The sequence below is a fragment of the Stenotrophomonas sp. YJH_SMC_119 genome, from assembly GCF_059368315.1.
This window is the reverse complement of sequence record NZ_JCAFRP010000008.1, coordinates 81073-101639: the sequence shown is the minus strand read 5'-3', so window position 1 is coordinate 101639 and position 20567 is coordinate 81073. Positions and strand designations below refer to the sequence as shown.

At 67.6% G+C, this 20567-nt stretch carries 19 protein-coding genes; 14 read left to right on the top strand and 5 right to left on the bottom strand.

The genetic code is table 11. The features are described from left to right. Window positions 1-3 precede the first annotated feature (3 nt). Complete coding sequence (locus tag AC5P6S_RS13780) at window positions 4-969, bottom strand: ribokinase (protein WP_005408114.1); 966 nt, start codon at window positions 967-969, stop codon at window positions 4-6. A 25-nt stretch (window positions 970-994) separates the two neighbouring features. Further along, window positions 995-2293, bottom strand: a complete 1299-nt coding sequence (locus AC5P6S_RS13775; RefSeq protein WP_005408115.1) for a NupC/NupG family nucleoside CNT transporter — start codon at window positions 2291-2293, stop codon at window positions 995-997. 193 nt (window positions 2294-2486) lie between these two features. Here AC5P6S_RS13775 and AC5P6S_RS13770 point away from each other — a divergent pair, with 193 nt between their 5' ends. The 5 genes from AC5P6S_RS13770 (at window position 2487) to AC5P6S_RS13750 (ending at window position 7986) form a co-directional block, all read left to right on the top strand. Further along, entirely contained in the window at window positions 2487-3458 is a 972-nt protein-coding gene (locus AC5P6S_RS13770; protein ID WP_044571190.1) for an aldo/keto reductase, read from the top strand. Window positions 3459-3789: 331 nt separating this feature from the next. Then, on the top strand, window positions 3790-3984 hold the full coding sequence (gene hemP / locus AC5P6S_RS13765) for a hemin uptake protein HemP (RefSeq protein WP_005412278.1): 195 nt from the start codon (window positions 3790-3792) through the stop codon (window positions 3982-3984). A gap of 154 nt (window positions 3985-4138) precedes the next feature. Beyond that, complete coding sequence (locus AC5P6S_RS13760; RefSeq protein WP_495204639.1) at window positions 4139-6382, top strand: TonB-dependent hemoglobin/transferrin/lactoferrin family receptor; 2244 nt, start codon at window positions 4139-4141, stop codon at window positions 6380-6382. Window positions 6383-6386: 4 nt separating this feature from the next. Further along, on the top strand, window positions 6387-6986 hold the full coding sequence (locus tag AC5P6S_RS13755; RefSeq protein ID WP_005408118.1) for a ChuX/HutX family heme-like substrate-binding protein: 600 nt from the start codon (window positions 6387-6389) through the stop codon (window positions 6984-6986). Window positions 6987-7059: 73 nt separating this feature from the next. Then, complete coding sequence (locus tag AC5P6S_RS13750; protein ID WP_111151159.1) at window positions 7060-7986, top strand: DUF6607 family protein; 927 nt, start codon at window positions 7060-7062, stop codon at window positions 7984-7986. A gap of 107 nt (window positions 7987-8093) precedes the next feature. Here AC5P6S_RS13750 and AC5P6S_RS13745 read toward each other — a convergent pair whose 3' ends face one another. Then, the gene (locus tag AC5P6S_RS13745; RefSeq protein WP_099526900.1) at window positions 8094-10610 is read right to left on the bottom strand and encodes an ABC transporter permease; all 2517 of its coding nucleotides are present in this window, start codon (window positions 10608-10610) and stop codon (window positions 8094-8096) included. Then, a complete protein-coding gene (locus tag AC5P6S_RS13740) occupies window positions 10607-11254 on the bottom strand; it encodes an ABC transporter ATP-binding protein (protein ID WP_024957309.1) in 648 nt (215 codons plus the stop codon). Before AC5P6S_RS13740 ends, AC5P6S_RS13745 begins: the two co-directional genes overlap by 4 nt. Before the next feature lie 75 nt (window positions 11255-11329). Between AC5P6S_RS13740 and AC5P6S_RS13735 the strand changes: the two genes are divergently transcribed. From AC5P6S_RS13735 to AC5P6S_RS13725, 3 genes are all read left to right on the top strand, one after another. Then, complete coding sequence (locus AC5P6S_RS13735) at window positions 11330-11974, top strand: arylesterase (RefSeq protein WP_012479183.1); 645 nt, start codon at window positions 11330-11332, stop codon at window positions 11972-11974. An 87-nt stretch (window positions 11975-12061) separates the two neighbouring features. Beyond that, on the top strand, window positions 12062-12775 hold the full coding sequence (locus AC5P6S_RS13730; RefSeq protein ID WP_002811889.1) for a response regulator transcription factor: 714 nt from the start codon (window positions 12062-12064) through the stop codon (window positions 12773-12775). Window positions 12776-12931: 156 nt separating this feature from the next. Beyond that, complete coding sequence (locus AC5P6S_RS13725; RefSeq protein WP_005412286.1) at window positions 12932-14203, top strand: sensor histidine kinase; 1272 nt, start codon at window positions 12932-12934, stop codon at window positions 14201-14203. Window positions 14204-14514: 311 nt separating this feature from the next. Here AC5P6S_RS13725 and AC5P6S_RS13720 read toward each other — a convergent pair whose 3' ends face one another. Continuing rightward, window positions 14515-15216 (bottom strand): SGNH/GDSL hydrolase family protein, encoded by a 702-nt coding sequence (locus tag AC5P6S_RS13720; protein WP_049418809.1) that lies wholly within the window; start codon window positions 15214-15216, stop codon window positions 14515-14517. A 212-nt stretch (window positions 15217-15428) separates the two neighbouring features. Between AC5P6S_RS13720 and AC5P6S_RS13715 the strand changes: the two genes are divergently transcribed. The 6 genes from AC5P6S_RS13715 to AC5P6S_RS13690 all read left to right on the top strand — a co-directional run bounded on the left by AC5P6S_RS13715 (window position 15429) and on the right by AC5P6S_RS13690 (window position 20531). After that, on the top strand, window positions 15429-15824 hold the full coding sequence (locus tag AC5P6S_RS13715; protein ID WP_049418807.1) for a diacylglycerol kinase: 396 nt from the start codon (window positions 15429-15431) through the stop codon (window positions 15822-15824). A 29-nt stretch (window positions 15825-15853) separates the two neighbouring features. Next, on the top strand, window positions 15854-16603 hold the full coding sequence (locus tag AC5P6S_RS13710) for a TerC family protein (protein ID WP_049418805.1): 750 nt from the start codon (window positions 15854-15856) through the stop codon (window positions 16601-16603). A 222-nt stretch (window positions 16604-16825) separates the two neighbouring features. Beyond that, the gene (locus tag AC5P6S_RS13705) at window positions 16826-17986 is read left to right on the top strand and encodes an MFS transporter (protein WP_005408128.1); all 1161 of its coding nucleotides are present in this window, start codon (window positions 16826-16828) and stop codon (window positions 17984-17986) included. Between the two features lie 539 nt (window positions 17987-18525). Continuing rightward, window positions 18526-19146, top strand: coding sequence for a LemA family protein (locus AC5P6S_RS13700; RefSeq protein ID WP_012479189.1), 621 nt, complete (start codon window positions 18526-18528; stop codon window positions 19144-19146). A 3-nt stretch (window positions 19147-19149) separates the two neighbouring features. Next, entirely contained in the window at window positions 19150-20037 is an 888-nt protein-coding gene (locus tag AC5P6S_RS13695; protein ID WP_043035668.1) for a TPM domain-containing protein, read from the top strand. Next, window positions 20037-20531, top strand: coding sequence for a TPM domain-containing protein (locus AC5P6S_RS13690; protein WP_060380614.1), 495 nt, complete (start codon window positions 20037-20039; stop codon window positions 20529-20531). Before AC5P6S_RS13695 ends, AC5P6S_RS13690 begins: the two co-directional genes overlap by 1 nt. Window positions 20532-20567: the final 36 nt, after the last annotated feature.

Genomic DNA, 20567 nt, shown 5'->3' with positions numbered 1-20567 from the left:
GATCTACTTTGCTTCGGCGTCGGCCGGGGTGAAGCGCGGCATCGCCGCTGCAGCACCTTCCTTCTCGGTCGAACGACCGGCGAACTGGTTGGCGAAGCGCACGTGGCGGGCGAACGGGGCGTCGGCCACCTGCGCCAGCGACGCGGCCAGCGCACCGTTGAAGGCGTCACCGGCACCGGTGGTGTCGATCGCCTGCACCTGTTCGGCACCCACGCGGTAGTACGGCTGGGTATCGCCGCGCAGGTTCTCGTCGGCATGCGACACGAACACGCCCACCGAACCCAGGGTGACCACCACGGTACCGTTGCCGACCAGCTTGCGGCACAGCGCGTGCAGGCTGGCGCCATCCAGCGCGGCGACGTCGTTGGCATCCACCCGCTCACCGACATGGCGGCCGAGCAGGGCAGCGAACTCGGTCTCGTTCGGGGTGATCACATCGGCCAGCTTGAGCAGGCCGATGGTCGAGGGGGCATCGGCCGGTGCGGTGTTGAGCACGGTGGTGACGCCGGCCTCGCGGGCCGTGGCCAGTGCCGCTTCGATGGTCTGCACCGGCGATTCCAGCTGCACCAGCACCACCCTGGCGCCGGTCAACAGGGCCTGCTGCTGTTGCAGGAAGTCGGTGCTCAGCGCAGCGTTGGCACCCGGGCCGATCACGATGGTGTTGCGGCCACGGGCATCGACGTAGATGCCGGCGGTGCCGGTCGGTTCGCTGCTGGCTTCGGCGATGAGGCCGAAACCATCCTGCGCCGCCAGTTCGCGCGCGGTGGCGCCACCGGCGTCGTCGCCCAGCGCGCACACGAAGTGCGTCTCGGCACCGGCGCGGCAGGCCGCCACGGCCTGGTTGAAGCCCTTGCCACCGGGGCCGGTGCTGTAGCGGCCGGCAATGGTCGCGCCCGGTGCCGGCAGCGACTCGCACCGCCACACGTGATCGACATTGAAGGAACCGACGACAACGACACTGCTGCTCATAGGGAATCTTTTCTCAACCAAGGGTTCAACTGAAGTGCGTCAGCACGCCGGCGATGGTCGCCGTCATGAAGGTGGCAATGGTACCGCCCAGCACCGCGCGCAGGCCGAACTTGGCCAGGTCGTGGCGACGTTCCGGGGCCAGGCCACCGATGCCGCCGATCTGGATCGCGATCGAGCTGAAGTTGGCGAAGCCGCACAGCGCGTAGGTCGCGATCAGGCGACCTTCGCTGGACAGGCTGACGCCAGCCACCTGGCCGTTCACGATCTGCGACAGCTCGGTGTAGGCCACGAACTCGTTGATCACGACCTTCTGGCCGATCAGCGAACCGACGGTGGTGGCATCGGCCCACGGCGTACCGATCACCCAGGCGATCGGGGCCAGCAGGTAGCCGAAGATGGTCGACAGGTTGGTCGGCTTGCCGATCTGCGCAGCCAGGCCGGTCACTTCACCGATCCAGGTCAGCGGGGCGTTCAGCAGCGCGATCAGGGCGATGAAGGCCAGCAGCATCGCGCCGATGTTCAGCGCCAGCTTCAGGCCGTCGCCGGCGCCGGCCGCAGCCGCGTCGATGATGTTGCTGGAGGTCTTTTCGACTTCCATCTTCACCGTGCCGCGGGTGAGCGGGGTGCCGGTTTCCGGGATCAGCAGCTTGGCCACGACCAAGGTGGCCGGCGCGGCCATGATGCTGGCCGCCAGCAGATGCTTGGCGTAGAAGGCCTGCTGCGCTGGGTCGCCGCCGCCAAGCATGCCCACGTAGGCCGCCAGCACGCCGCCGGCGATGTGTGCCATGCCGCCGATCATCATGGTCAGCAGCTCGGACTGGGTCATCCTGGCGATGTACGGGCGCACGGTCAGCGGCGCCTCGGTCTGGCCGATGAAGACGCTGGCGCAGACGCTGGTGGTTTCCGCACCGGACACACGCATGACCTTGGTGATCGCCCACGCCATCACGCGCACGATCGCCTGCATGATGTTCAGGTGGTACATCACCCCCATCAGCGCCGAGAAGAAGATGATGGTCGGCAGCACCTGGAAGGCGAAGATGAAGCCGTAATTCTTGGTGTCCATCAACGAGCCGAAGATGAAACCGGAACCCTCGTTGACGAAGCTCAGCACCTTGACGAAGCCGTGGCCCAGCGCGTCGAACACGTCGCGCCCGCCCGGCACCAGGATCACCAGCGCCGCGAAGGCGATCTGCAGGGTGATACCGGTGGCAACCAGCTTCCAGTCAACCGCGCGCTTGTTATTGGAAAACAACCAGGTGATGCCGATCAGCACCGCCAACCCGAACAGGCCGAAGCCGATCCTGCCCAAACCTTCGACCATGTGAGTGACTCCCCTGGGGCGTCGCGAAAAACGGGAAGCCTAGTGCAGGGCAGGGGCCGGGGCAAGAAAAAGCAGCGTGCGCGCGGCCAACGGTACCGATCAGGCCAGCAACGGCAAGGGCTTGCGGCTGGCGGCGGCAGGTAGAATGGGGGTCGATCCCGGCCCGGATGCGGGCCCGCAGCAGGAGATTCGCATGCAATACCGTCGCCTGGGCTCCACCGGCCTGCCGATTTCCGCCTTGTCCTTCGGCGCCTGGGTGACCTTCGGTGACCAGATCCCGCGTGATGAGGCCCGCAACCTGGTGGCCGCCGCCTGGGATCATGGTGTCAACTTCTTCGACAACGCCGAGGGCTATGCCAACGGCCGTGCCGAACAGGTCATGGGTGACGTGATCGCCGACCTGCGCCTGCCGCGCGACGGTTTCTGCGTGTCCAGCAAGGTGTTTTTCGGCAGCGCCAAGGACCCGCGGCCGACCCAGCGCGGGCTGTCGCGCAAGCACGTGACCGACGCCTGCCACGCTGCACTCAAGCGCCTGCGGGTGGACTACCTGGACCTTTACTACTGCCACCGCCCGGATCCGGACGCGCCGATCGCCGAGACCGTGCATGCGATGGACACCCTGGTGCGGCAGGGCAAGATCCTCTACTGGGGCACCTCGGAGTGGTCGGCGGTGCAGATCCAGCAGGCGCTGGACATCGCCGAGGCGCGCAACCTGCAGGGCCCGTCGATGGAGCAGCCGCAGTACAACCTGCTGCACCGCGAGCGGGTCGAGGTCGAGTACGCGCCGCTGTATGCCGGTGCCGGCCTGGGTACCACCATCTTCTCGCCGCTGGCGTCGGGCCTGCTCACCGGCAAGTACGACCAGGGCATTCCGGCCGATGCACGGCTGGGGCGGGAAGGCATGGAGTGGTTGCAGGACCTGGTGCTGGGGGCCGACGCCGGGGCCCGCCTGGGCCAGGTGCGGCGCTTCAGCGAGGTGGCACGCGCGCTGGGCCACGCCCCGGCCACGCTGGCCATCGCCTGGTGCCTGCGCAACCCGAACGTTTCCAGCGTGATCCTCGGCGCCAGCCGGGTCAGCCAGCTGCTGCAGAACCTGCAGGCACTGGACGTGCTGGAGCAGGTCGACGCGAGCGGCTGGGCGCAGGTGGAAGCCGTCTTCGCCTGAACCCCGGGGCCGACCGGGCCTCGGGGGCCTGGCTCGGGCCGGTTCGGCCGAGGGAACGGGACGGGAACGGGACGGGAACGGGACGGGAACGGGACGGGAACGGGAACGGTAGAGTCGCCTGTCAGTCGACTGCTTCGAATAACCGACTGCTTCGAGCAACAGCAGTCGACCAACAGTCGACTCTACACACCTGCGTCGCCATTTAATTGATGCGATCTATCGAATTACGGAACTCGATCATTAATCCCATCAATGAAATTGAGAATGGTTGTTGATTGTCAACTGAGAATCATTATCATTTAACTCGTCCCTCGCACGAGTCCAGATGCTCATGAATGCTCAACCTGTACTGCTGCGCCCCGAAACGCTGACCCTCCGCGATCGACCGGTCCGCGTCGTTCCGCCGGAAGAGGTCATCGACAGCGAAGCCCTGCTCAAGGGCCGTCGTGAAATCCTGATCCAGCACGGCGACCGCTTCTATCGCCTGCGGCACACCAGCAACGACAAGCTGATCCTGACCAAGTAATCGCGGTCTGGTCGCCCGCCTCCCTCCCTCCTGCCGGCAGCGCCGACAGGGTGGGCGACCCGTCCGCTCCCGCTCTCTCCCCCTCGGTCTACCGCGTGCACCTTCCGGGTGTGCCGGTGACCGGGGGTTCCCCTGCCTGACCGAACGAACCCAGATGACCCGCCATACCGCCCTTTGCCTTGCTGTCTGGATGGCGCTGCCGCTGTCCGCCCACGCTGCTGCCACTGCTGCCCCCGATGCGCGCGAATTCGATCGGGTGCAGGTCACTGCCACCCGCACCGAGCGGGCGGTGAGCGACGTGGCGGCAACGGTGGATGTCATCGACCGTGAGCAGATGGACCGGCACCTGGTGCAGGACATCAAGGATCTGGTGCGCTACGAGCCGGGCCTGTCGGTCACCCGCAGCGCGACCCGCTTCGGCCTGGATGGTTTCCGCATCCGTGGCCTGGACGGCAACCGCGTGCGCATCCAGACCGACGGCATCGTCATGCCGACCCGGTTCGACATCGGTTCGTTCGCCAGTTCCAACCGCAACTTCACCGACCTCGATACGCTCAAGCGCGTCGAGATCGTGCGTGGCCCGGCCAGCTCGCTGTACGGCTCCGATGCACTCGGTGGCGTGGTCGCGTTCGTGACCAAGGACCCGGCCGACTACCTCAAGGGCGGCAAGAACAGCTACTTCGGCCTGAAGTTCGGCTACGACGGTGAGTGGAAGGGCCTGCTCGGCGGTGCCACGGCCGCCTTTGGTGGCGACCACTGGAGCGGCCTGGTCAACGTCAACCACCACCAGGGCCAGGAAACGGACAACAAGGGGACGGTGCGCAGCGACAACGACACCCGCACCGCGTCCAATCCGCAGGATCGCGACGGCCGCAGCCTGCTCAGCAAACTGGTCTATGCACCCAGCGAGGACCAGCGCTTCCGCCTGACCGTGGAAGGCAACGAAGACACCACCGATACCAATGTGCTGTCGGCGATCGCCAGCGTTGCACCGCGCCCCGGCGCGATGGCTGCGGCCACTGGCATGAAGTCCCACGACACCCAGAAGCGCAACCGCGTGTCCTTCGCCCACGAGATGGATGCGCTGGACCAGCCGTTCGCCGACAGCCTGCATTGGCAGGTGTACGCGCAGAACAGCGAAACCCGGCAGCAGACCGACGAGACCCGCACCGACGGCACCCGCCGCCACCGCGTGTTCTCCTTCGACCAGCATGCCTATGGCCTGCAGGCGCAGTTCAACAAGGCGTTCACCACCGGCAGCGTCGAGCACGCATTGACCTACGGTTTCGAAGGCACCCGTACCGAGATCCGCCAGAAGCGCGACGGCTATCAGGTCAGCAAGGCTGGCGTGGTCAGCAACACGGTGCTGCCGGACACCTTCCCGGTGCGTGACTTCCCGATCAGCAAGACCACCGAGCTGGGCCTGTATGCACAGGATGAGATGCGCTTTGCCGATGGCAGGCTGTCGCTGGTGCCGGGCGTGCGCGTGGACCGCTACGAGCTGAAGCCGGAAGTGGACGGCATCTTCGCCGAAGACAACCCGACCACGGCCGTGGCGCAGCTGAAGAAGACCAGCGTGTCGCCGAAGCTGGGCATGGTCTGGCGCTTCACCGACGAATGGTCGCTGTTCGCCGGCTATGCACGTGGCTTCCGTTCGCCGCCGTACAACGACGTCAACATCGGCCTGACCAACGTCGCCTTCCGCTATACCGCCATCGCCAATCCGGATCTGAAGCCGGAAACCAGCGACGGCTACGAACTGGGCCTGCGCTTCATTGCGCCGGCGGCGTACGTCAGCGTCAGCGGCTACTACAACGACTACAAGGATTTCATCCAGTCCAACGTCGATACCGGTCGCAACGCACAGGGTCTGACCGTGTTCCAGTCGCAGAACATCGCCGACGCGCGCATCTATGGCGCGGAAATGAAGGCCGGCATCGAATTCGGCGAACTCAGCCCGGCGCTGAAGGGCTGGGCGCTGCGCAGTGCGTTGGCATGGTCGCGTGGTGACAACCGGACCGATGACGAACCGCTGGCCTCGGTCGATCCGCTGCGTGGCACGCTGGGCCTGATGTACGACACCGATACCTGGGGCGTCGAACTGGCCGGTACCTTCGTGCAGCGCAAGAAGCGCCTGCCGCCGCCTGCGGCGCAGACCAATCCGAACGCACCGGCGCCGTTCGTCTACCAGCCGGCCGGCTACGGCGTGCTGGACCTGATGGCGCACTGGAACTTCGCGCCGGGTGCCACCTTCAATGTCGGCGTGTTCAACCTGGCCGACAAGCGCTACATCGAATGGTCGTCGATCACCCCGAGCCTGATCACCGATCGCGCACTGAGCGATCGTTTCAGCAGCCCGGGCCGCACCTTCTCCGCCAGCCTTGCCGTTTCCTGGTGATCTCATGAGCCGAGCCTTGTCCGCACGCAGGAATGACTCCATCGCCGCGCCGAACAGCGCGGCCTGGCCGACCCCGGCACAGCTGGCCACGCTCGGCACCGTGTTGTGCCTGTACCACGCCGACGGCAACGAGCTGGGCGGCTGGCGCCAGGCCGTACGCGTACACGCCTGCCAGGGCGTGGACAGCGAGGGCCTGCGCGAAAGCCTGTGCTTCCTTGATGGACGCGGCCGCTGCGTGTGGCGCCTGTACCTGCTGCCCGACAGCGATTTCCTGGCCTGGGACCGTCTGGTCGCGGCGCTGCCGCCGGGACCGGAACACGACAGCGAGGCGAGCGTTGGCGAACGCCTGTGGCGGCGCCTGGCCGGCCATCTTGGCGGCCAGCGCTGGCGCCTGTGCGCGCTGCGCTTGCATGCCGCCGACGACGGACGCACGCTGGCCGCCAGTCTGTCGACCCTGTCCTCGCTGGGCGCGGCCACCGCGCGCCGCATCGCACGCCTGGAAGGTGCTGAAGGCGAGCTGGCGATCGACGACTGCTGCTGTGCCGACGCCGCCCGGCGTCCGGCGCCCCAGATTCCCGGCGACCTGCCGCTGATCCGCCTGTGACCCTCTCCTGATGGAACGCCCGTTGGCCACGGATGGCCCCTCAATGAATCTGCAACCCCGAAGGAAGACCCCGATGAAGCTCCAGACAGCCAGCGCCATGCTGCTGCTCGCCGCCAGCGGCGTGGCCAGCGCGCAGCCCTCCGATATCGCCCGCGACCACGACAGCATCCTCGCCATGCAGGGTGAGTACACCGTGGACTTCGCCTTCGACGAGACCGTGCTGCTGAAGCCGGGCTACGAGCGTGCACCGGCGATGCGCAGCGGCGGCAGTGAAGTGGTCATCGTGGTCGAGAACACCCCGAAGCGCATCGTGCTGCAGCACCTGCTGCTGGATGAAAAGAGCGGCCACATCACCAAGCACTGGCGCCAGGACTGGGTGTACGAAGCACCGAACCGTTTCGAGTTCAGCGCCGACCAGACCTGGAAGGTGCGCAGTATTCCGTCGGCGGTGAACCAGGGCGCCTGGACCCAGTGCGTGTACGAAGTGAGCGACGCACCGCGCTACTGCGGCACCGGCACCTGGACCTACACCAACAACGTGCCGAGCTGGACCAGCGATCTGAGCTGGCGCCCGCTGCCGCGCCGTGAGTACACCAAGCGCAGCGACTACAACGCGCTGGCTGTGGTCAACCGCCATACGCTGACCCCGAACGGCTGGACCCACGAACAGTTCAACACCAAGGTGCAGCGCAACGCCGATGGCAGCCAGGTGGAGATCGCACGCGAGTTCGGCTTCAACGACTACGTGAAGACCACCGAGGTCGACTTCACCCCGGCGCGCAACTACTGGAAGGCCACCGCCGGCTACTGGGCCAAGGTGCGCCAGCGCTGGGATGGTTTCCTGACCCAGGCCCCGGGCGTGCACCTGAAGACCAGGATCGACGGCATGGCGATGATCATTCCGCTGTTCACCCAGGCCGAAGAGATCCAGGCCGGCAAGAAGGTGAAGGACAAGCAGATTGACGACGTGTTCGCCAAGTACGTGGAAAAGGCCCAGTAGATCCACGCCATGCGTGGATGCGCTTGTTCCTTGAACACTGGCAGCGCCGTCCTGGGCTCTTGGTAGGTGCCGAGCTTGCTCGGCACGCGCCCCGGTTCGGCGCCGCCTCAGGCCTCGCGCAGCGCCAATGCCGGTGGCGTATGCAGGATCGCCCGCGTACCCCACCAGCCCGCCAGCAGGCTCAGCCCGATGCCGACCACGCCGCCGACCAGCAGGCCCGGCCACGGCGGCAGCAACGGCAGCTCGAACACCTTCTGCGAGACCGCCACGCCGATCGCAGCCGCGGCGCCCACCGCCAGCAACGCGGCCAGCGTGCCCAGCGCGCCGAATTCCACCAGTACCGCGCCACGCAGCTGGCGCCGGGTCGCGCCCAGCGTGCGCAGCACCGCGCTGTCGTAGCGGCGCTCGCCCGCCGTGGCCTGCAGTGCGGCCAGCAGCACCAGCACGCCGGCCAGCAGGCTGAACACCATCACCAGCTGCACCGCCTGTGCCACCCGCTCCATCACATCGCGCACCTGCGAGATCACCGCGTCCACGTCCAGCAGCGACAGGTTGGGCTGCGCGCGTATCAGCTCGCCCAGTCCGGCTGCCTTGCCGGCCGACAGGTGGAATGCCGACAGCAGGTTGTGCGGGGTGTCGCCCACCGCATTCGGATTCAGCAGCACGAAGAAGTTCGGCCGGAAGGTGTTCCAGTCGGCCTTGCGCACACTGGTCACGGTGAACTCGCGCTCCTGCTCGCCAACTGCAATGGTGATGCGGTCGCCCGGATACACGCCGTAGCGCTTGGCCCAGCCGATTTCAACCGACGCCTCCGCCGCCGTGCTGTCGGGCGTCCAGAAGGTGCCGTTCATCAGCGTGTTGGCCGGCGGGAAGCTGCTGCGCCAGCTGAAGTTCAACGGCCGGTTCTCGTCGTCGTCATCGCGCTGGGCTTCGCCTGACGCCGGCTGCCCGCTCTGGTCCGGCGAGCGATCCACGCGCAGCGGCGGCTTGCCGTTGATCGCGATCAGGCGGCCGGTGGCCATCGGTTCGATGCTGGCGTCGTTGGCGCCCAGTCCACGCAGCGCGGCCAGCACGCTGTCGCGCTGTTCGGGCTGGATGTTGATCAGGAAGTAGTTCGGCGTGTCCGCAGGCAGTCGCTCGCGCCACTGCTGCAGCAGGCCGGGGCCGGTCACCGCCAGCAGCAACAGCGCGCACAGCGACAGCGACAGCCCGACCAGCTGCATCACCGCCAGCATCCGGCGCCGGGTCAGCGCCGCCAGGCCCAGCCGCCAGTGGCCGTGCAGACGGTGCTGCAGGCCGCGCAGCAGCTGCAGCAGCACGAAACCGACCACGCCGGCCGCCACCGCCAACGCGGCCAGGCCGCCCAGCACCCACAGCGCCAGCTTGAGATCACCGGTCACCTGCACCGCCAGCAGCAGGCTCGCCGCCAGCGCTGCTACGTAGGCCAGCAGCGAGGCCGGGGGCAGGGCGGCGAAGGAGCGGTTGAGCACGCGCATCGGCGGCACCCCGCGCAGGCGCAGCAGCGGCGGCAGGCCGAAGCCGAACAGCAGCAACAGGCCGATGCCGGCGCCGGTCAGCGCCGGCATCGCTTCCGGCAGCGGCAGGCGCTGCGGCACCAGGCTGCCCAGTACCTGCACCAGGCCTTCCTGCGCGGCCATGCCCAGGCCGATGCCGAGCGCACAGGCCGGCACCGCCAGCATCAGCAGCTGCAGCGCCAGGCCAAGCAGGATGTCGCGCTGGCGCGCGCCCAGGCAGCGCAGGATCGCCACCTGGTCGATGCGGCGCAGGGCAAAACGGTTGGCCGCCAGCGCGGTCGCCACGCCGGCCAGCAATACCGCCAGCAGCGCGCTCAGGCCGAGGAAGCGCCCGGCAAGATCAAAGGCCTGGCGCACGCCGCGCTGGGTGTCGTCCACGCTCAGCAGGCGAAGGCCTTTCACCTGTGGCAGCAGCCACTGGCGCAACGCGGCAACCTGGTCGGCGGAGCCGGCGAACATGAGCCGGTAGTTGATGCGGCTGCCGGGGCCAAGCAGGCCTGTGCCTTCCACATCGGCGCGGTTGACCAGCAGCGTGGGGGAGAGCGTCAGCAGGTCGCCGCCGGCATCCGGCTCGGCCTCGATGATGCCGGCGATGCGCAGCGTGCCGGCGCCGAATTCGAGATCATCGCCGGCCTTCAGTCCCAGCCCCTGCAGCAGGCGCGGGTCGGCATAGGCCTGGCCCTTGGGCGGCATGCCGGCGTTGGCGATCAGCGCGCCACCGGGCGTGCTGCGCACCCGCAGCGTGCCACGCAGCGGATAGCCCGCCTGCACCGCCTTGATGCTGGCCATCTGGCTGGCATCACCGTTGAACAGCACGCTGCCGAAGCTGGCGATGCGGGTGAAGGCCAGTCCACGCCGCTGCGCCTCGTCGGCGAATGCCTGCGGCGGGTCATCGCGCCCGGCGATGCCGAGGTCGCCGCCGAGCATCTCCGCCGCGCTGCCGGTCAGTGCCAGGTTGACCCGGTTCACCAGCGTGCCGACCGCGGTCATCACCGCCACGCCCAGCACCAGTGCGGCGAACACGGTCAGCAGGTCGCCGGCCAGCGCCTCGCGGCGCAGTGCGCGCCACGCATGCCGCAGCAGGTTCATGCCTGCGCCCCACGCTCGACCGGCAGCAGGCGGCCGTTGTCGATGCGGTGGATGTACTGGCAACGCTGGGCCAGGCGCAGGTCGTGGGTGACCAGCACCAGGGTGGTGCCGCTGCCGGCGTTGAGTTCGAACAGCAGGTCGCTGATGTGCTGGCCGGTGGCGTGGTCCAGCGAGCCGGTCGGTTCGTCGGCGAACAGGATGCGCGGGCGGGTGACGAACGCACGTGCCAATGCCACGCGTTGCTGCTCGCCGCCCGACAACTGGCGCGGATAGTGGCGGGCGCGATGGGCCAGCCCGACCTGGGCCAGCACTTCATCGACCCGCGCCCGGTCTTCGCGTCCGGCCAGTTCCAGCGGCAGCGCGACATTCTCGGCGGCGGTCAGCGCCGGCAGCAGGTGGAAACTCTGGAACACGAAGCCGACCTCACGCGCGCGCAGCTGGGCGCGGGCCTCCTCGTCCAGCGCCGACAGGTCCTGGCCAGCCAGCGCGATGCGGCCGCGACTGGGCAGGTCCAGCCCGGCCAGCAGGCCGAGCAGGGTGGTCTTGCCGGAACCGGAGGCGCCGACGATGGCCACGCTGGTGCCTTCATGGACCGTCAGGGTGATGTTGTCCAGTATGTGGACTTCACCCTCCGGGCCCTGCACGGACTTGCCGACCTGGTCGACGGCGATGGCGACGGGCGCGCTGCGGGGGGACAGGCTGTCGATGAGGAGACTCCAATGCGCAAGACGGGATGGAGCCGGCGAGCCGGCGCGATGATGGTGCTGCTGCTAGGGTTCCTGCTGCTGCCCGGGCTGGCCTGTGCCAAAGGTCCGGCCGGCACCGTGCTGGTGCTCGGCGACAGCCTCAGTGCTGCCCACAATATCCCTGCCGACGCCGGCTGGGTCAGCCTGCTGCAGCAGCGGGTCAGGCAGCAGTCGAAAACCCCGGCGCGCATCGTCAACGCCAGCATGAGCGGCGAGACCACCGCCGGCGCACTCACCCGCCTGCCGGCCCTGCTGGCGAAGGAAAAGCCGACCGTGGTAGTGATCGCCCTTGGCGGCAATGACGCACTGCGCGGGCTGACCCCGGCGCAGGTGCAGGGCAACCTGGGAAAGATGGTGCAGGCCAGCCAGAAGGCGGGCGCGAAGGTGCTGCTGCTGGGCATCGACGTGCCGCCCAACTACGGGCCGGCCTATCGCCAGCGCCTGGCGGCGGCCTACAGGGCGCTGGCCACGCAGTACAAGGTGCCGCTGCTGCCCTTCCTGCTGGAGGGTGTCGCCCTGCAGCCGGGCATGATGCAGGCCGACGGCCTGCACCCGACCGCACAGGCGCAGCCAAAGGTGCTGGACAACGTCTGGCCGCTGCTGAGGCCGCTGCTCTGAACCGTTTGTGTACCCCTTGACGGAACTTCACATCGCGTCCACCGTCGATCCGGCATGTTTCACAAAGCTGAAGTTAGAGGGAATCACATGCGTCAGACGAAGGAGACCTCCGGCTTGGTGCTGGTGGTCGAAGACAACCGCAACATCTCCGAGATGATCGGGGAATACCTGGAAGGTCGCGGCTTCGAAGTCGACTATGCACAGGACGGCCTGGATGGCTACCGCCTTGCGGCGGAGAACAGCTATGACGTCGTGGTGCTCGACTTGATGTTGCCGCGCCTGGATGGCATCGAAGTGTGCCGTCGCCTGCGCAACGATGCGCGCAAGTCCACCCCGGTGCTGATGCTCACGGCACGCGACACGCTGGACGACAAGCTCACCGGCCTGGGTTTCGGTGCCGATGACTACCTGACCAAGCCGTTCGCGATCCAGGAGCTGGAAGCCCGCCTGCGCGCGCTGATCCGTCGCGAACGTCGCCAGGTCGGTTCGGAAGTGCTGAAGGTGGCCGACCTGGTGCTCGATCCGGTCAGCATGCGTGCGACCCGTGCCGGCACCGAGCTGCAGCTTTCGCCGATCGGCCTGCGCCTGCTGACCATCCTGATGCGCGAATCGCCGCGCGTGGTCACCCGCCAGGAGATCGAGCGCGAGATCTGGGGCAATGGCCTGCCGGATTCGGACACCCTGCGCAGCCACCTGTACAACCTGCGCAAGATCATCGACAAGCCGTTCGACCGTCCGCTGCTGCACACCGTGCAGAGTGCCGGCTACCGCATTGCCGACATCGCCCAGCCGATGGCCTGAGCAGGATACTCGCCGGTGCAGCAGCAGGCCCGGCCGGGTTGTGGCCACGTACGAGGGCAGGGCATGACCGGTCTGCACTGCCGCCGGTCATCGCCCATGCACCCGCACGGCGTGGCGCGCTGCCTATAATCGCAGCGCTCTGACCGGGACTCCGCAATGCCGCACGGCCTGCCGCGCAAGATCCGTATCGCCTTCATCCTGCAGGCAGTGCTGGCCAGCCTGGGCATCCTGCTGGGTGCGTGGCTGGTCTCGCTGGTGATCAAGCACAGCCTGGTGGGCGCTGCCCTGCGCGAGGAGGCGGCGTACTACTGGACGCTGCACGAAGCGTCCCCGGTGCAGCCACCGCCCAATACCCAGAACATCCGCGGCTACCTGCTGGAAAGCGGGCAGTCGGCACTGTCGTTGCCGGCCAACCTGCGCAACCTGGAGCCCGGCTTCCACGAACTGCCCAAGGACGACCAGCTGGTGCTGGTTGATGTGCGCCCGGCTGGCCGCCTGTATCTGGTGTTCCTGCGCTCGCGGGCAGAGATGCTGGCGTTCTGGTTCGGCATCGTGCCGGTGCTGCTGACCCTGCTGGCGGTGTATGGCGCCAGCTGGGTGACCTACCGCGCGTCCAAGCGCCTGGTGTCGCCGGTGAACTGGCTGGCTCGGCGCGTCTCGCGCTGGGACCCGGGGCATCCGGAAGCGGCCGACCTGGAGCCCAACAAGCTGCCGGCGGACATGCAGGGCGAGACCCGGCAGCTGGCGGCCGCGTTGCACTCGCTGGCCAACCGGGTCAGCGCGCACGTGGCACGCGAGCGCAACTTCACCCGCGATGCCAGCCATGAACTGCGCACGCCGCTGACCGTCATCCGCGTTGCCAGCGACATGGCACTGGGCGATGAAAGCCTGCAGCCGCGCCTGCGCCGCAGCCTGCAGCGCATCCAGCGGGCTGGCCGCGACATGGAAGCGGTGATCGATGCGTTCCTGATCCTGGCCCGCGAGGCAGACGTCGAACCGCAGATCGAGCTGTTCGACGTCAACGACATCGTCCGCTATGAAGTGGACAACGCCAACGAACTGCTGGGGGCTCGCCCGGTGTCGGTGCACCTGCACAGCGATGGCCCGGTGCAGCTGCATGCGCCGCCGCGGGTGCTGCAGGTGGTGGTCAGCAACCTGGTGCGCAATGCATGCAGCTACACCGACGAGGGGCGCATCGACGTGCATGTGCACAACGATCGGGTGGTGGTGCACGATACCGGCATCGGCATGTCCCCCGAGGCGCTGTCACGGGCGTTCGAACCGTTCTATCGCGCCGAACCCAGCCGGCCGCAGGGTACCGGCCTGGGCCTGTCGATCGTACGCAGGCTGTGTGATCGCTTCGGCTGGAAGGTCAGCCTGGCCAGCGAGCCGGGTCAGGGCACCGAGGCAACGGTGATCTTCCGGTAGAGGGATTTTGCCGGGCTGCGCCCGGCACCCGCCGAGGCAACATCAACATCAAAAGCGGGCATTCCGTGGAATGGCGGGGCGGTGTGGGTTTGCAGGACACGCCGTAAACCCCCCTCCGGGGTCCGGCCCAGCCGCTGGCGGCTGTGCGTTCGGGCGCTTGCGAAGCAGTGCTTCGCAAGCAAAGCGCCCTCACCCATGGGGGCTCGATGGCGCCATCCATGGCGCCAACGGTCCTGCAAACCCACACCGCCCCGCCTTCGACAGTTTCCCGCGATCCGCAGTACATCCACGCCATGCGTGGATGGGGTTGCTCAGTTGCAGTTGACCTTCGGCGCCAGCGCCTTGGTCCAGATGTCATACCCGGCCGGGGTCATGTGCAGCATGTCTTCGCGGAACAGCGTTGCATCCGGCTGGCCATCCGCGCCCAGCATCGGCGTGTAGATATCGGTGAAGCCGGTGTTGGGCAGCTTGGCCAGCGCGGCCTTGATCAGCGTGTTGGCCTCGTTGATCGCCGGCAGCAGGTGCGCACGCGACGGGCTCGGCTTGATCGACAGGTACTCGACCTTGGTCTTCGGCAGGTCGCGATGCACGCGCTGCACGAAGGCGACCACGTCGTCGCGCACCTGGGTCGCGGTGCGGCCGCTGTTGAGGTCGTTGTCACCGGCGTAGAAGAACACCTTGCACGGCGCATACGGCACCACGATCTGGCCGGCATACCAGGTGCTGTCACGCACTTCCGAGCCGCCGAAACCGCGGTTGAATACAGGCTGGCCGGGGAAGTCGGTGGCCAGGCTCTCCCAGAAGCGGATGGAGGAGCTGCCGATGAACTCGATGCCACCGCGGGGCGGCGGGTTGGCCTGGTCGGCGCTGGCGAACCGGGCCATGTCGCCGGCCCAGGCCACGTTGGAGACCTGTTCGGGTACCCGGGGCGACGTGGTCGGGCCCAAGGCCTGGGCCAGCGGTGCGGCGGTCAGCAGGCCCAGCATCAGCAGGCAGGTACGGCGACGGGACATCAGGCGCTCCAGCAGGGAAGGGAACGCCATCATAGAAGCTGGGGCGGGCCGGGGCTTGCCCCTGGCGGTCCATTCACCGGGCCGGTGCCGGGATGCGGCTGGCGGCCTTGTGGCAAAATGGCGGCCATCTGCCTATTCCTGTGCACCCATGATTCCCTGCCGTGCGTCTGAGCGGTCGCTGCGCCGCGCCCCTGTTGCTGGATGTTCCACCCGTGGCTGATCAGTTCGGCCATCTGCCGCGCGGCCCGCGCCGCATCTTCCAGGCCGCCCGCTGGTCCTGGCAGGGCCTGCGCGCCGCCTGGCTGCACGAATCGTCGTTCCGGCTGGAGGTCTACCTGCTGATCCTGCTGGCGCCGGTCGCGGTCTGGCTGGGGCAGACGCCGGTCGAGCGTGCGCTGATGATCGGTTCGATGCTGCTGGTGCTGGCGATGGAACTGGCCAACTCGGCCATCGAAGCGGTGATCGAACGTTACGGCAGCGAGATCCACGAGCTGGCCGGCCGCGCCAAGGACATGGGCTCGGCGGCGGTCTTCGTGCTGATGATGAACGTGCTTCTGTGCTGGGCGCTGGTCGTGGTCCCGCATGCAATGGCCGGCAATTACGGCTGATCCCCATTCCCCCTTGTTGAAGACTTCCCATGTCCCTTGAGTTTCTTGCCGATCCGAATGTCTGGTTGACCCTGTTCACGCTGAGCGCGCTGGAAATCGTGCTCGGCATCGACAACCTGGTGTTCATCTCCATCGCCGTCAGCAAGCTGCCAGAGCACCGCCGCCCGTTCGCGCGCCGGCTCGGCATCGCGGTGGCCTGTATCACCCGTATCGGTCTGCTGGTGTCGCTGGCGTATCTGGCGCACATGGCGGCCAACCTGTTCACGGTGGCCGGCATGGGCATCTCCATCCGTGACCTGGTGCTGATCGTCGGTGGCCTGTTCCTGATCATCAAGGGCTGCATGGAGATCAAGGAACTGATCAGCGGCGGCGAGGATGAAGATCCGAGCACCACCAAGGCCTCGGCCGTGTTCGGCTACGTGATCGCGCAGATCGCGGTGATCGACATCGTGTTCTCGCTGGACTCGGTGATCACCGCGGTTGGCATCGCCGACCACATCCCGGTCATGGTCGCCGCCATTCTGCTGTCGGTGTTGGTGATGCTGCTGGCCGCCAACCCGCTGGGCCGTTTCATCGACGCCAACCCGACCGTGAAGATGCTGGCGCTGGCCTTCATCCTTATGATCGGTGCGGTGCTGATCCTGGACGGCCTGGACGTGCACGTGCCCAAGCCCTACATCTACGCCGCGATGGGCTTCTCGGTGCTGGTGGAATGGCTGAACCTGCTGATGCGCCGTCGCGCGCGCGAGCACAACGTGCCGGGCGCTGGTAACTGGTAAGCGCCTCTGGCATGTAAGTCCCTCAGAACCCTCGGCCCGGCCGGGGGTTCTGCGTTTGTGGGGGCACGGCTCTGCTACGGCGCTGCGGTTTTTGCACTTGCAGCGGGTTTCCGTGCCTCACTTGTGACCCAGGATCAACAGTGTTTTCCCGGGACGAGGCTTAATCCGCCACAGCAAAGCGCGCAGGCTACGCACTCCCGAATCCCTCCCCCAGGCCCCCCCATGAATTCCAGAGCCGCCTTGCTGGCGCTTGCCGTCGGCGCCTTCGCCATCGGAACCACCGAGTTTGCGCCGATGGGCCTGTTGCCGGTCATCGCCGACGGCGTGGGCGTGGGCATTCCCACTGCCGGCATGCTGATCACCGCTTACGCCGTGGGCGTGATGCTGGGCGCACCGGTGATGACCCTGCTGATGGGACGGTTCGGCAAGCGCACTGCGCTGATGCTGCTGATGTCGATCTTCGTGGTCGGCAACCTGCTCTCGGCACTGGCCCCGAACTACGGCCTGCTGTTGCTGTCGCGCCTGGTCACCAGCCTCAACCACGGCGCCTTCTTCGGCATCGGTGCTGTGGTTGCCGCCAGCCTGGTGCCGAAGGACAAGCAGGCCGCCGCCGTGGCCACCATGTTCATGGGCCTGACCATCGCCAATATCGGCGGCGTGCCGCTGGCGACCTGGGTGGGCCAGCAACTGGGCTGGCGCCTGTCCTTCGCCGGTACTGCAGTGCTGGGCCTGATTGCGATCACCGCGCTCGGCTTCGCGCTGCCGGCATCTGCACCGGGGCCGCGCCCGGACGTGCGCCGCGAACTGAAGGCCATCCTGCAGCCGCAGGTACTGCTGGCGATGGGCACCACGGTGCTCGGCGCGGGTGCGATGTTCACTCTGTACACCTACGTGGCGCCGGTGCTGACCGAACTGACCGGCGCCTCCAACACCTTCATCGCGATGTCGCTGGCCCTGATCGGTATCGGCTTCACGTTTGGCAATGGCATCGGTGGGCGCATGGCCGACTGGTCGCTTGATGGCGCGACCCGCATCCTGCTGGCGGTCCTGGCCGTGCTGATGTTCGTGCTGCCGCTGGCGTTCATGCACCACGCCACTGCGGCGCTGGGCGTGCTGCTGTTCGGCGCGGCGACCTTCGCCATCGTGCCGCCGCTGCAGATCCGGGTGATGCAGGCGGCGAGCGAGGCGCCGGGCCTGGCGTCGTCGATCAACGTGGGTGCGTTCAACCTCGGCAACGCGGTGGGTGCCGCGCTGGGTGGTGCGGTGATCAGCTTGGGTTTGGGTTACGCGGCGATTCCGGTGGCCGGTGGCCTGCTGGCGGCATCGGGGCTGCTGCTGGCGTGGCTGGGGCGTCCCCGCACTGCGGTGGCTGAGGCCTGCTGAGGGGAGAGGGTTTCCGGCAGGGCTTGCAGCCCTGCACCCGCTGCAATCAACGTCAACGTCAAAAGCTGGTTATCCGTGGGGTGGCGGGGTGGGTCCGGTGGCGGGGGACGCCGTAAACCCGTCCCTGGGGGCTTGGCCGCGGCATCCATGCCGCGGACACCCCCGCCACCGGACCCACCCCGCCTTCGACAATTTCCCGCGGTCTGCCGGAACGGCGTTCCGCTCCGGTAGGTGTCGACCTTGGTCGACACGAATGCCTGAAGAACCGCGTTTTGCTTTTGATTTTTCTTTTGATCTTCCCGCGGTGCGCAGGAAATTGTCCGTGGCCGGGAGGGTGGGTTGGCTGGTGGCGTGAGCCGCATGGATGCGGCGATCGAGCTTACATGGACGTACTTGCAGCGCCCCCCAGCCAACCCACCCTCCCGGCCGACCCCGATAACGCTTCCTCGCCAACCACCGCGGAGGGGGCGGCGCCCGATGGCCGGTCTTTCACCCGAACCGTGGCATGCTCGGTGCCCAGTCCACCCGGAACCTCCGCCATGCGCCTGTTCACCCGTGTCCTGCCCCTGATGCTGCTGGCCTCCCTGCTGTCCGGCTGCGGCTACAACGCCATCCAGCAGAAGGATGAAGCGGTCAAGGCCAGCTGGTCCGAAGTGCTCAACCAGTACAAGCGCCGCGCCGATCTGGTGCCCAACCTGGTGCAGACCGTGAAGGGCTTCGCCAGCCAGGAAGAGCGCGTGCTGACCGAAGTGACCAACGCCCGCTCGCGTGTTGGCCAGATCAACGTCAACGCCGACGACGAAGCCTCGCTCAAGCAGTTCCAGCAGGCCCAGGGTGAACTCGGCAGCGCACTGTCGCGGCTGCTGGTGGTCACCGAGAACTACCCGGTGCTGAAGTCGGACCAGAACTTCCGCGACCTGCAGGCCCAGCTGGAAGGCACTGAAAACCGCATCACCGTCGCCCGCGGCCGCTACATCCAGCAGGTGCAGGACTACAACACCTACATCCGCTCGTTCCCGCAGGTGATCACCGCCAAGATCTTCGGTTACAAGACCAAGCCGAACTTCACCGTGGAAAACGAAGCGCAGATCTCCAACGCGCCGGCGGTCGATTTCGGCAGCGCGCCGCAGCAGCAGCCGGCACCGCAGCCGGGCCACTGACCCATGCGCCTGGCCACTGCGCTCCTGGCCCTGCTGCTATGGCTGCCGCTGGCATCGCACGCCCAGCAGCTGGCGCCGATTCCGGCGCTGGATTCGCCGGTGGTCGACGCCACCGGCACGCTGGATGCCGCGCAGAAGCAGGCGCTGGTACAGCAGGCGCTGGACCTTCAGCAGCGCAAGGGCAGCCAGCTGCAGGTGCTGGTGGTAGCCACGACCCAGCCGGAAGACATCGCGCAGTACACCACGCGGGTCTTCGACCAGTGGCAGATCGGCCGCAAGGGCGTGGACGACGGGGTGCTGCTGGTGGTGGCCAAGGACGACCGGCGCGTGCGCATTGAACCCGGTTATGGTCTGGAGGGAGCGATTCCCGATGCCATCGCCAACCGGGTCATCCAGGAATACCTGGTGCCGCGCTTCCGCAGCGGCGACTACGCCGGTGGCATCACCGACGCCACGGCGGTGCTGGTCAAGCTGATCGACGGGGAAGCGCTGCCGGCACCGGTCAGCGGCCATCGCGGGCGTGAGCCCAGTGGTGGTGGCGATACCTGGTTCCTGGCGCTGTTCATCGGTGTGTTCGCCGGCAGCATCCTGCGCGGGATCTTCTCGCGCGTGCCGCGTCCGCTGCGTGGCCTGCTCGGCGGTGCCGGCGCGGCGCTGGCGGCATTCCTGTTCACCTCCACACTGCTCGCCAGTGGCCTGGCTGGCGTCGTGGGCCTCATTGTTGCCATGCTCTCCGGTCACCCGGGCCGCTTTGCCGGTGGCGGTGGCTGGGGTGGTGGCAGCTGGGGCGGCGGAGGCGGCTTCGGCGGGGGCGGTGGATTCGGCGGCGGCGGCGGTTGGGGCGGCGGCGGTGGCCGCTCCGGCGGTGGCGGTGCTTCGGGGGGCTGGTGATGATCCAACGGCTGTGTCGTCATGTGTTTTCGCCGTCGGTACGGCGCGCATTCCCGCCGGCCACGCTGCAGGCGATCACCGAGGCCATCGCGGCCGGTGAGCAGCGCCACGGTGGCCAGGTGATGTTCGCGGTGGAAGCGGACCTGCCGCTGGCCGCGCTGTGGCACAGGGTCACCCCGCGGCAGGCCGCCGAGCATGCGTTTGCGCGCCTGCGCACCTGGGATACCACCCACAACAATGGCGTGCTGATCTACCTGCTGCTGGCCGACCACGCCATCGAGATCGTCGCCGACCGTGGCCTGCAGGGCCGGGTCAGCCCGGCACAATGGCAGCGGGTCTGCACCCACCTGCGGGAGGGCCTGCGTGGCTCCCATCCGGTGGAAGCGCTGCAGGATGCCATCGACGAGGTTTCCAGCCTGATCGAAGGGCACTTTCCGGCCTCGACCCGGTCGAACGATGACGCGTTGCCGAACTCGCCCCAGCTCCTTGGTTGAGCCGGGGCGGCACTGGCCCGAGAATAGGCGTTCAAC

Excerpts from the sequence above, each read along its gene's own strand:
- hemP (WP_005412278.1), top strand. The coding sequence starts at position 3,790 with ATGAATGCTCAACCTGTACTGCTGCGCCCCGAAACGCTGACCCTCCGC.
- AC5P6S_RS13750 (WP_111151159.1), top strand. The coding sequence starts at position 7,060 with ATGAAGCTCCAGACAGCCAGCGCCATGCTGCTGCTCGCCGCCAGCGGC.
- AC5P6S_RS13730 (WP_002811889.1), top strand. The coding sequence starts at position 12,062 with ATGCGTCAGACGAAGGAGACCTCCGGCTTGGTGCTGGTGGTCGAAGAC.
- AC5P6S_RS13700 (WP_012479189.1), top strand. The coding sequence starts at position 18,526 with ATGCGCCTGTTCACCCGTGTCCTGCCCCTGATGCTGCTGGCCTCCCTG.
- AC5P6S_RS13755 (WP_005408118.1), top strand. The coding sequence starts at position 6,387 with ATGAGCCGAGCCTTGTCCGCACGCAGGAATGACTCCATCGCCGCGCCG.
- AC5P6S_RS13760 (WP_495204639.1), top strand. The coding sequence starts at position 4,139 with ATGACCCGCCATACCGCCCTTTGCCTTGCTGTCTGGATGGCGCTGCCG.
- AC5P6S_RS13695 (WP_043035668.1), top strand. The coding sequence starts at position 19,150 with ATGCGCCTGGCCACTGCGCTCCTGGCCCTGCTGCTATGGCTGCCGCTG.
- AC5P6S_RS13775 (WP_005408115.1), bottom strand. The coding sequence starts at position 2,293 with ATGGTCGAAGGTTTGGGCAGGATCGGCTTCGGCCTGTTCGGGTTGGCG.
- AC5P6S_RS13745 (WP_099526900.1), bottom strand. The coding sequence starts at position 10,610 with ATGAACCTGCTGCGGCATGCGTGGCGCGCACTGCGCCGCGAGGCGCTG.
- AC5P6S_RS13690 (WP_060380614.1), top strand. The coding sequence starts at position 20,037 with ATGATCCAACGGCTGTGTCGTCATGTGTTTTCGCCGTCGGTACGGCGC.
- AC5P6S_RS13735 (WP_012479183.1), top strand. The coding sequence starts at position 11,330 with ATGCGCAAGACGGGATGGAGCCGGCGAGCCGGCGCGATGATGGTGCTG.
- AC5P6S_RS13705 (WP_005408128.1), top strand. The coding sequence starts at position 16,826 with ATGAATTCCAGAGCCGCCTTGCTGGCGCTTGCCGTCGGCGCCTTCGCC.
- AC5P6S_RS13710 (WP_049418805.1), top strand. The coding sequence starts at position 15,854 with ATGTCCCTTGAGTTTCTTGCCGATCCGAATGTCTGGTTGACCCTGTTC.
- AC5P6S_RS13720 (WP_049418809.1), bottom strand. The coding sequence starts at position 15,216 with ATGTCCCGTCGCCGTACCTGCCTGCTGATGCTGGGCCTGCTGACCGCC.
- AC5P6S_RS13725 (WP_005412286.1), top strand. The coding sequence starts at position 12,932 with ATGCCGCACGGCCTGCCGCGCAAGATCCGTATCGCCTTCATCCTGCAG.
- AC5P6S_RS13770 (WP_044571190.1), top strand. The coding sequence starts at position 2,487 with ATGCAATACCGTCGCCTGGGCTCCACCGGCCTGCCGATTTCCGCCTTG.
- AC5P6S_RS13780 (WP_005408114.1), bottom strand. The coding sequence starts at position 969 with ATGAGCAGCAGTGTCGTTGTCGTCGGTTCCTTCAATGTCGATCACGTG.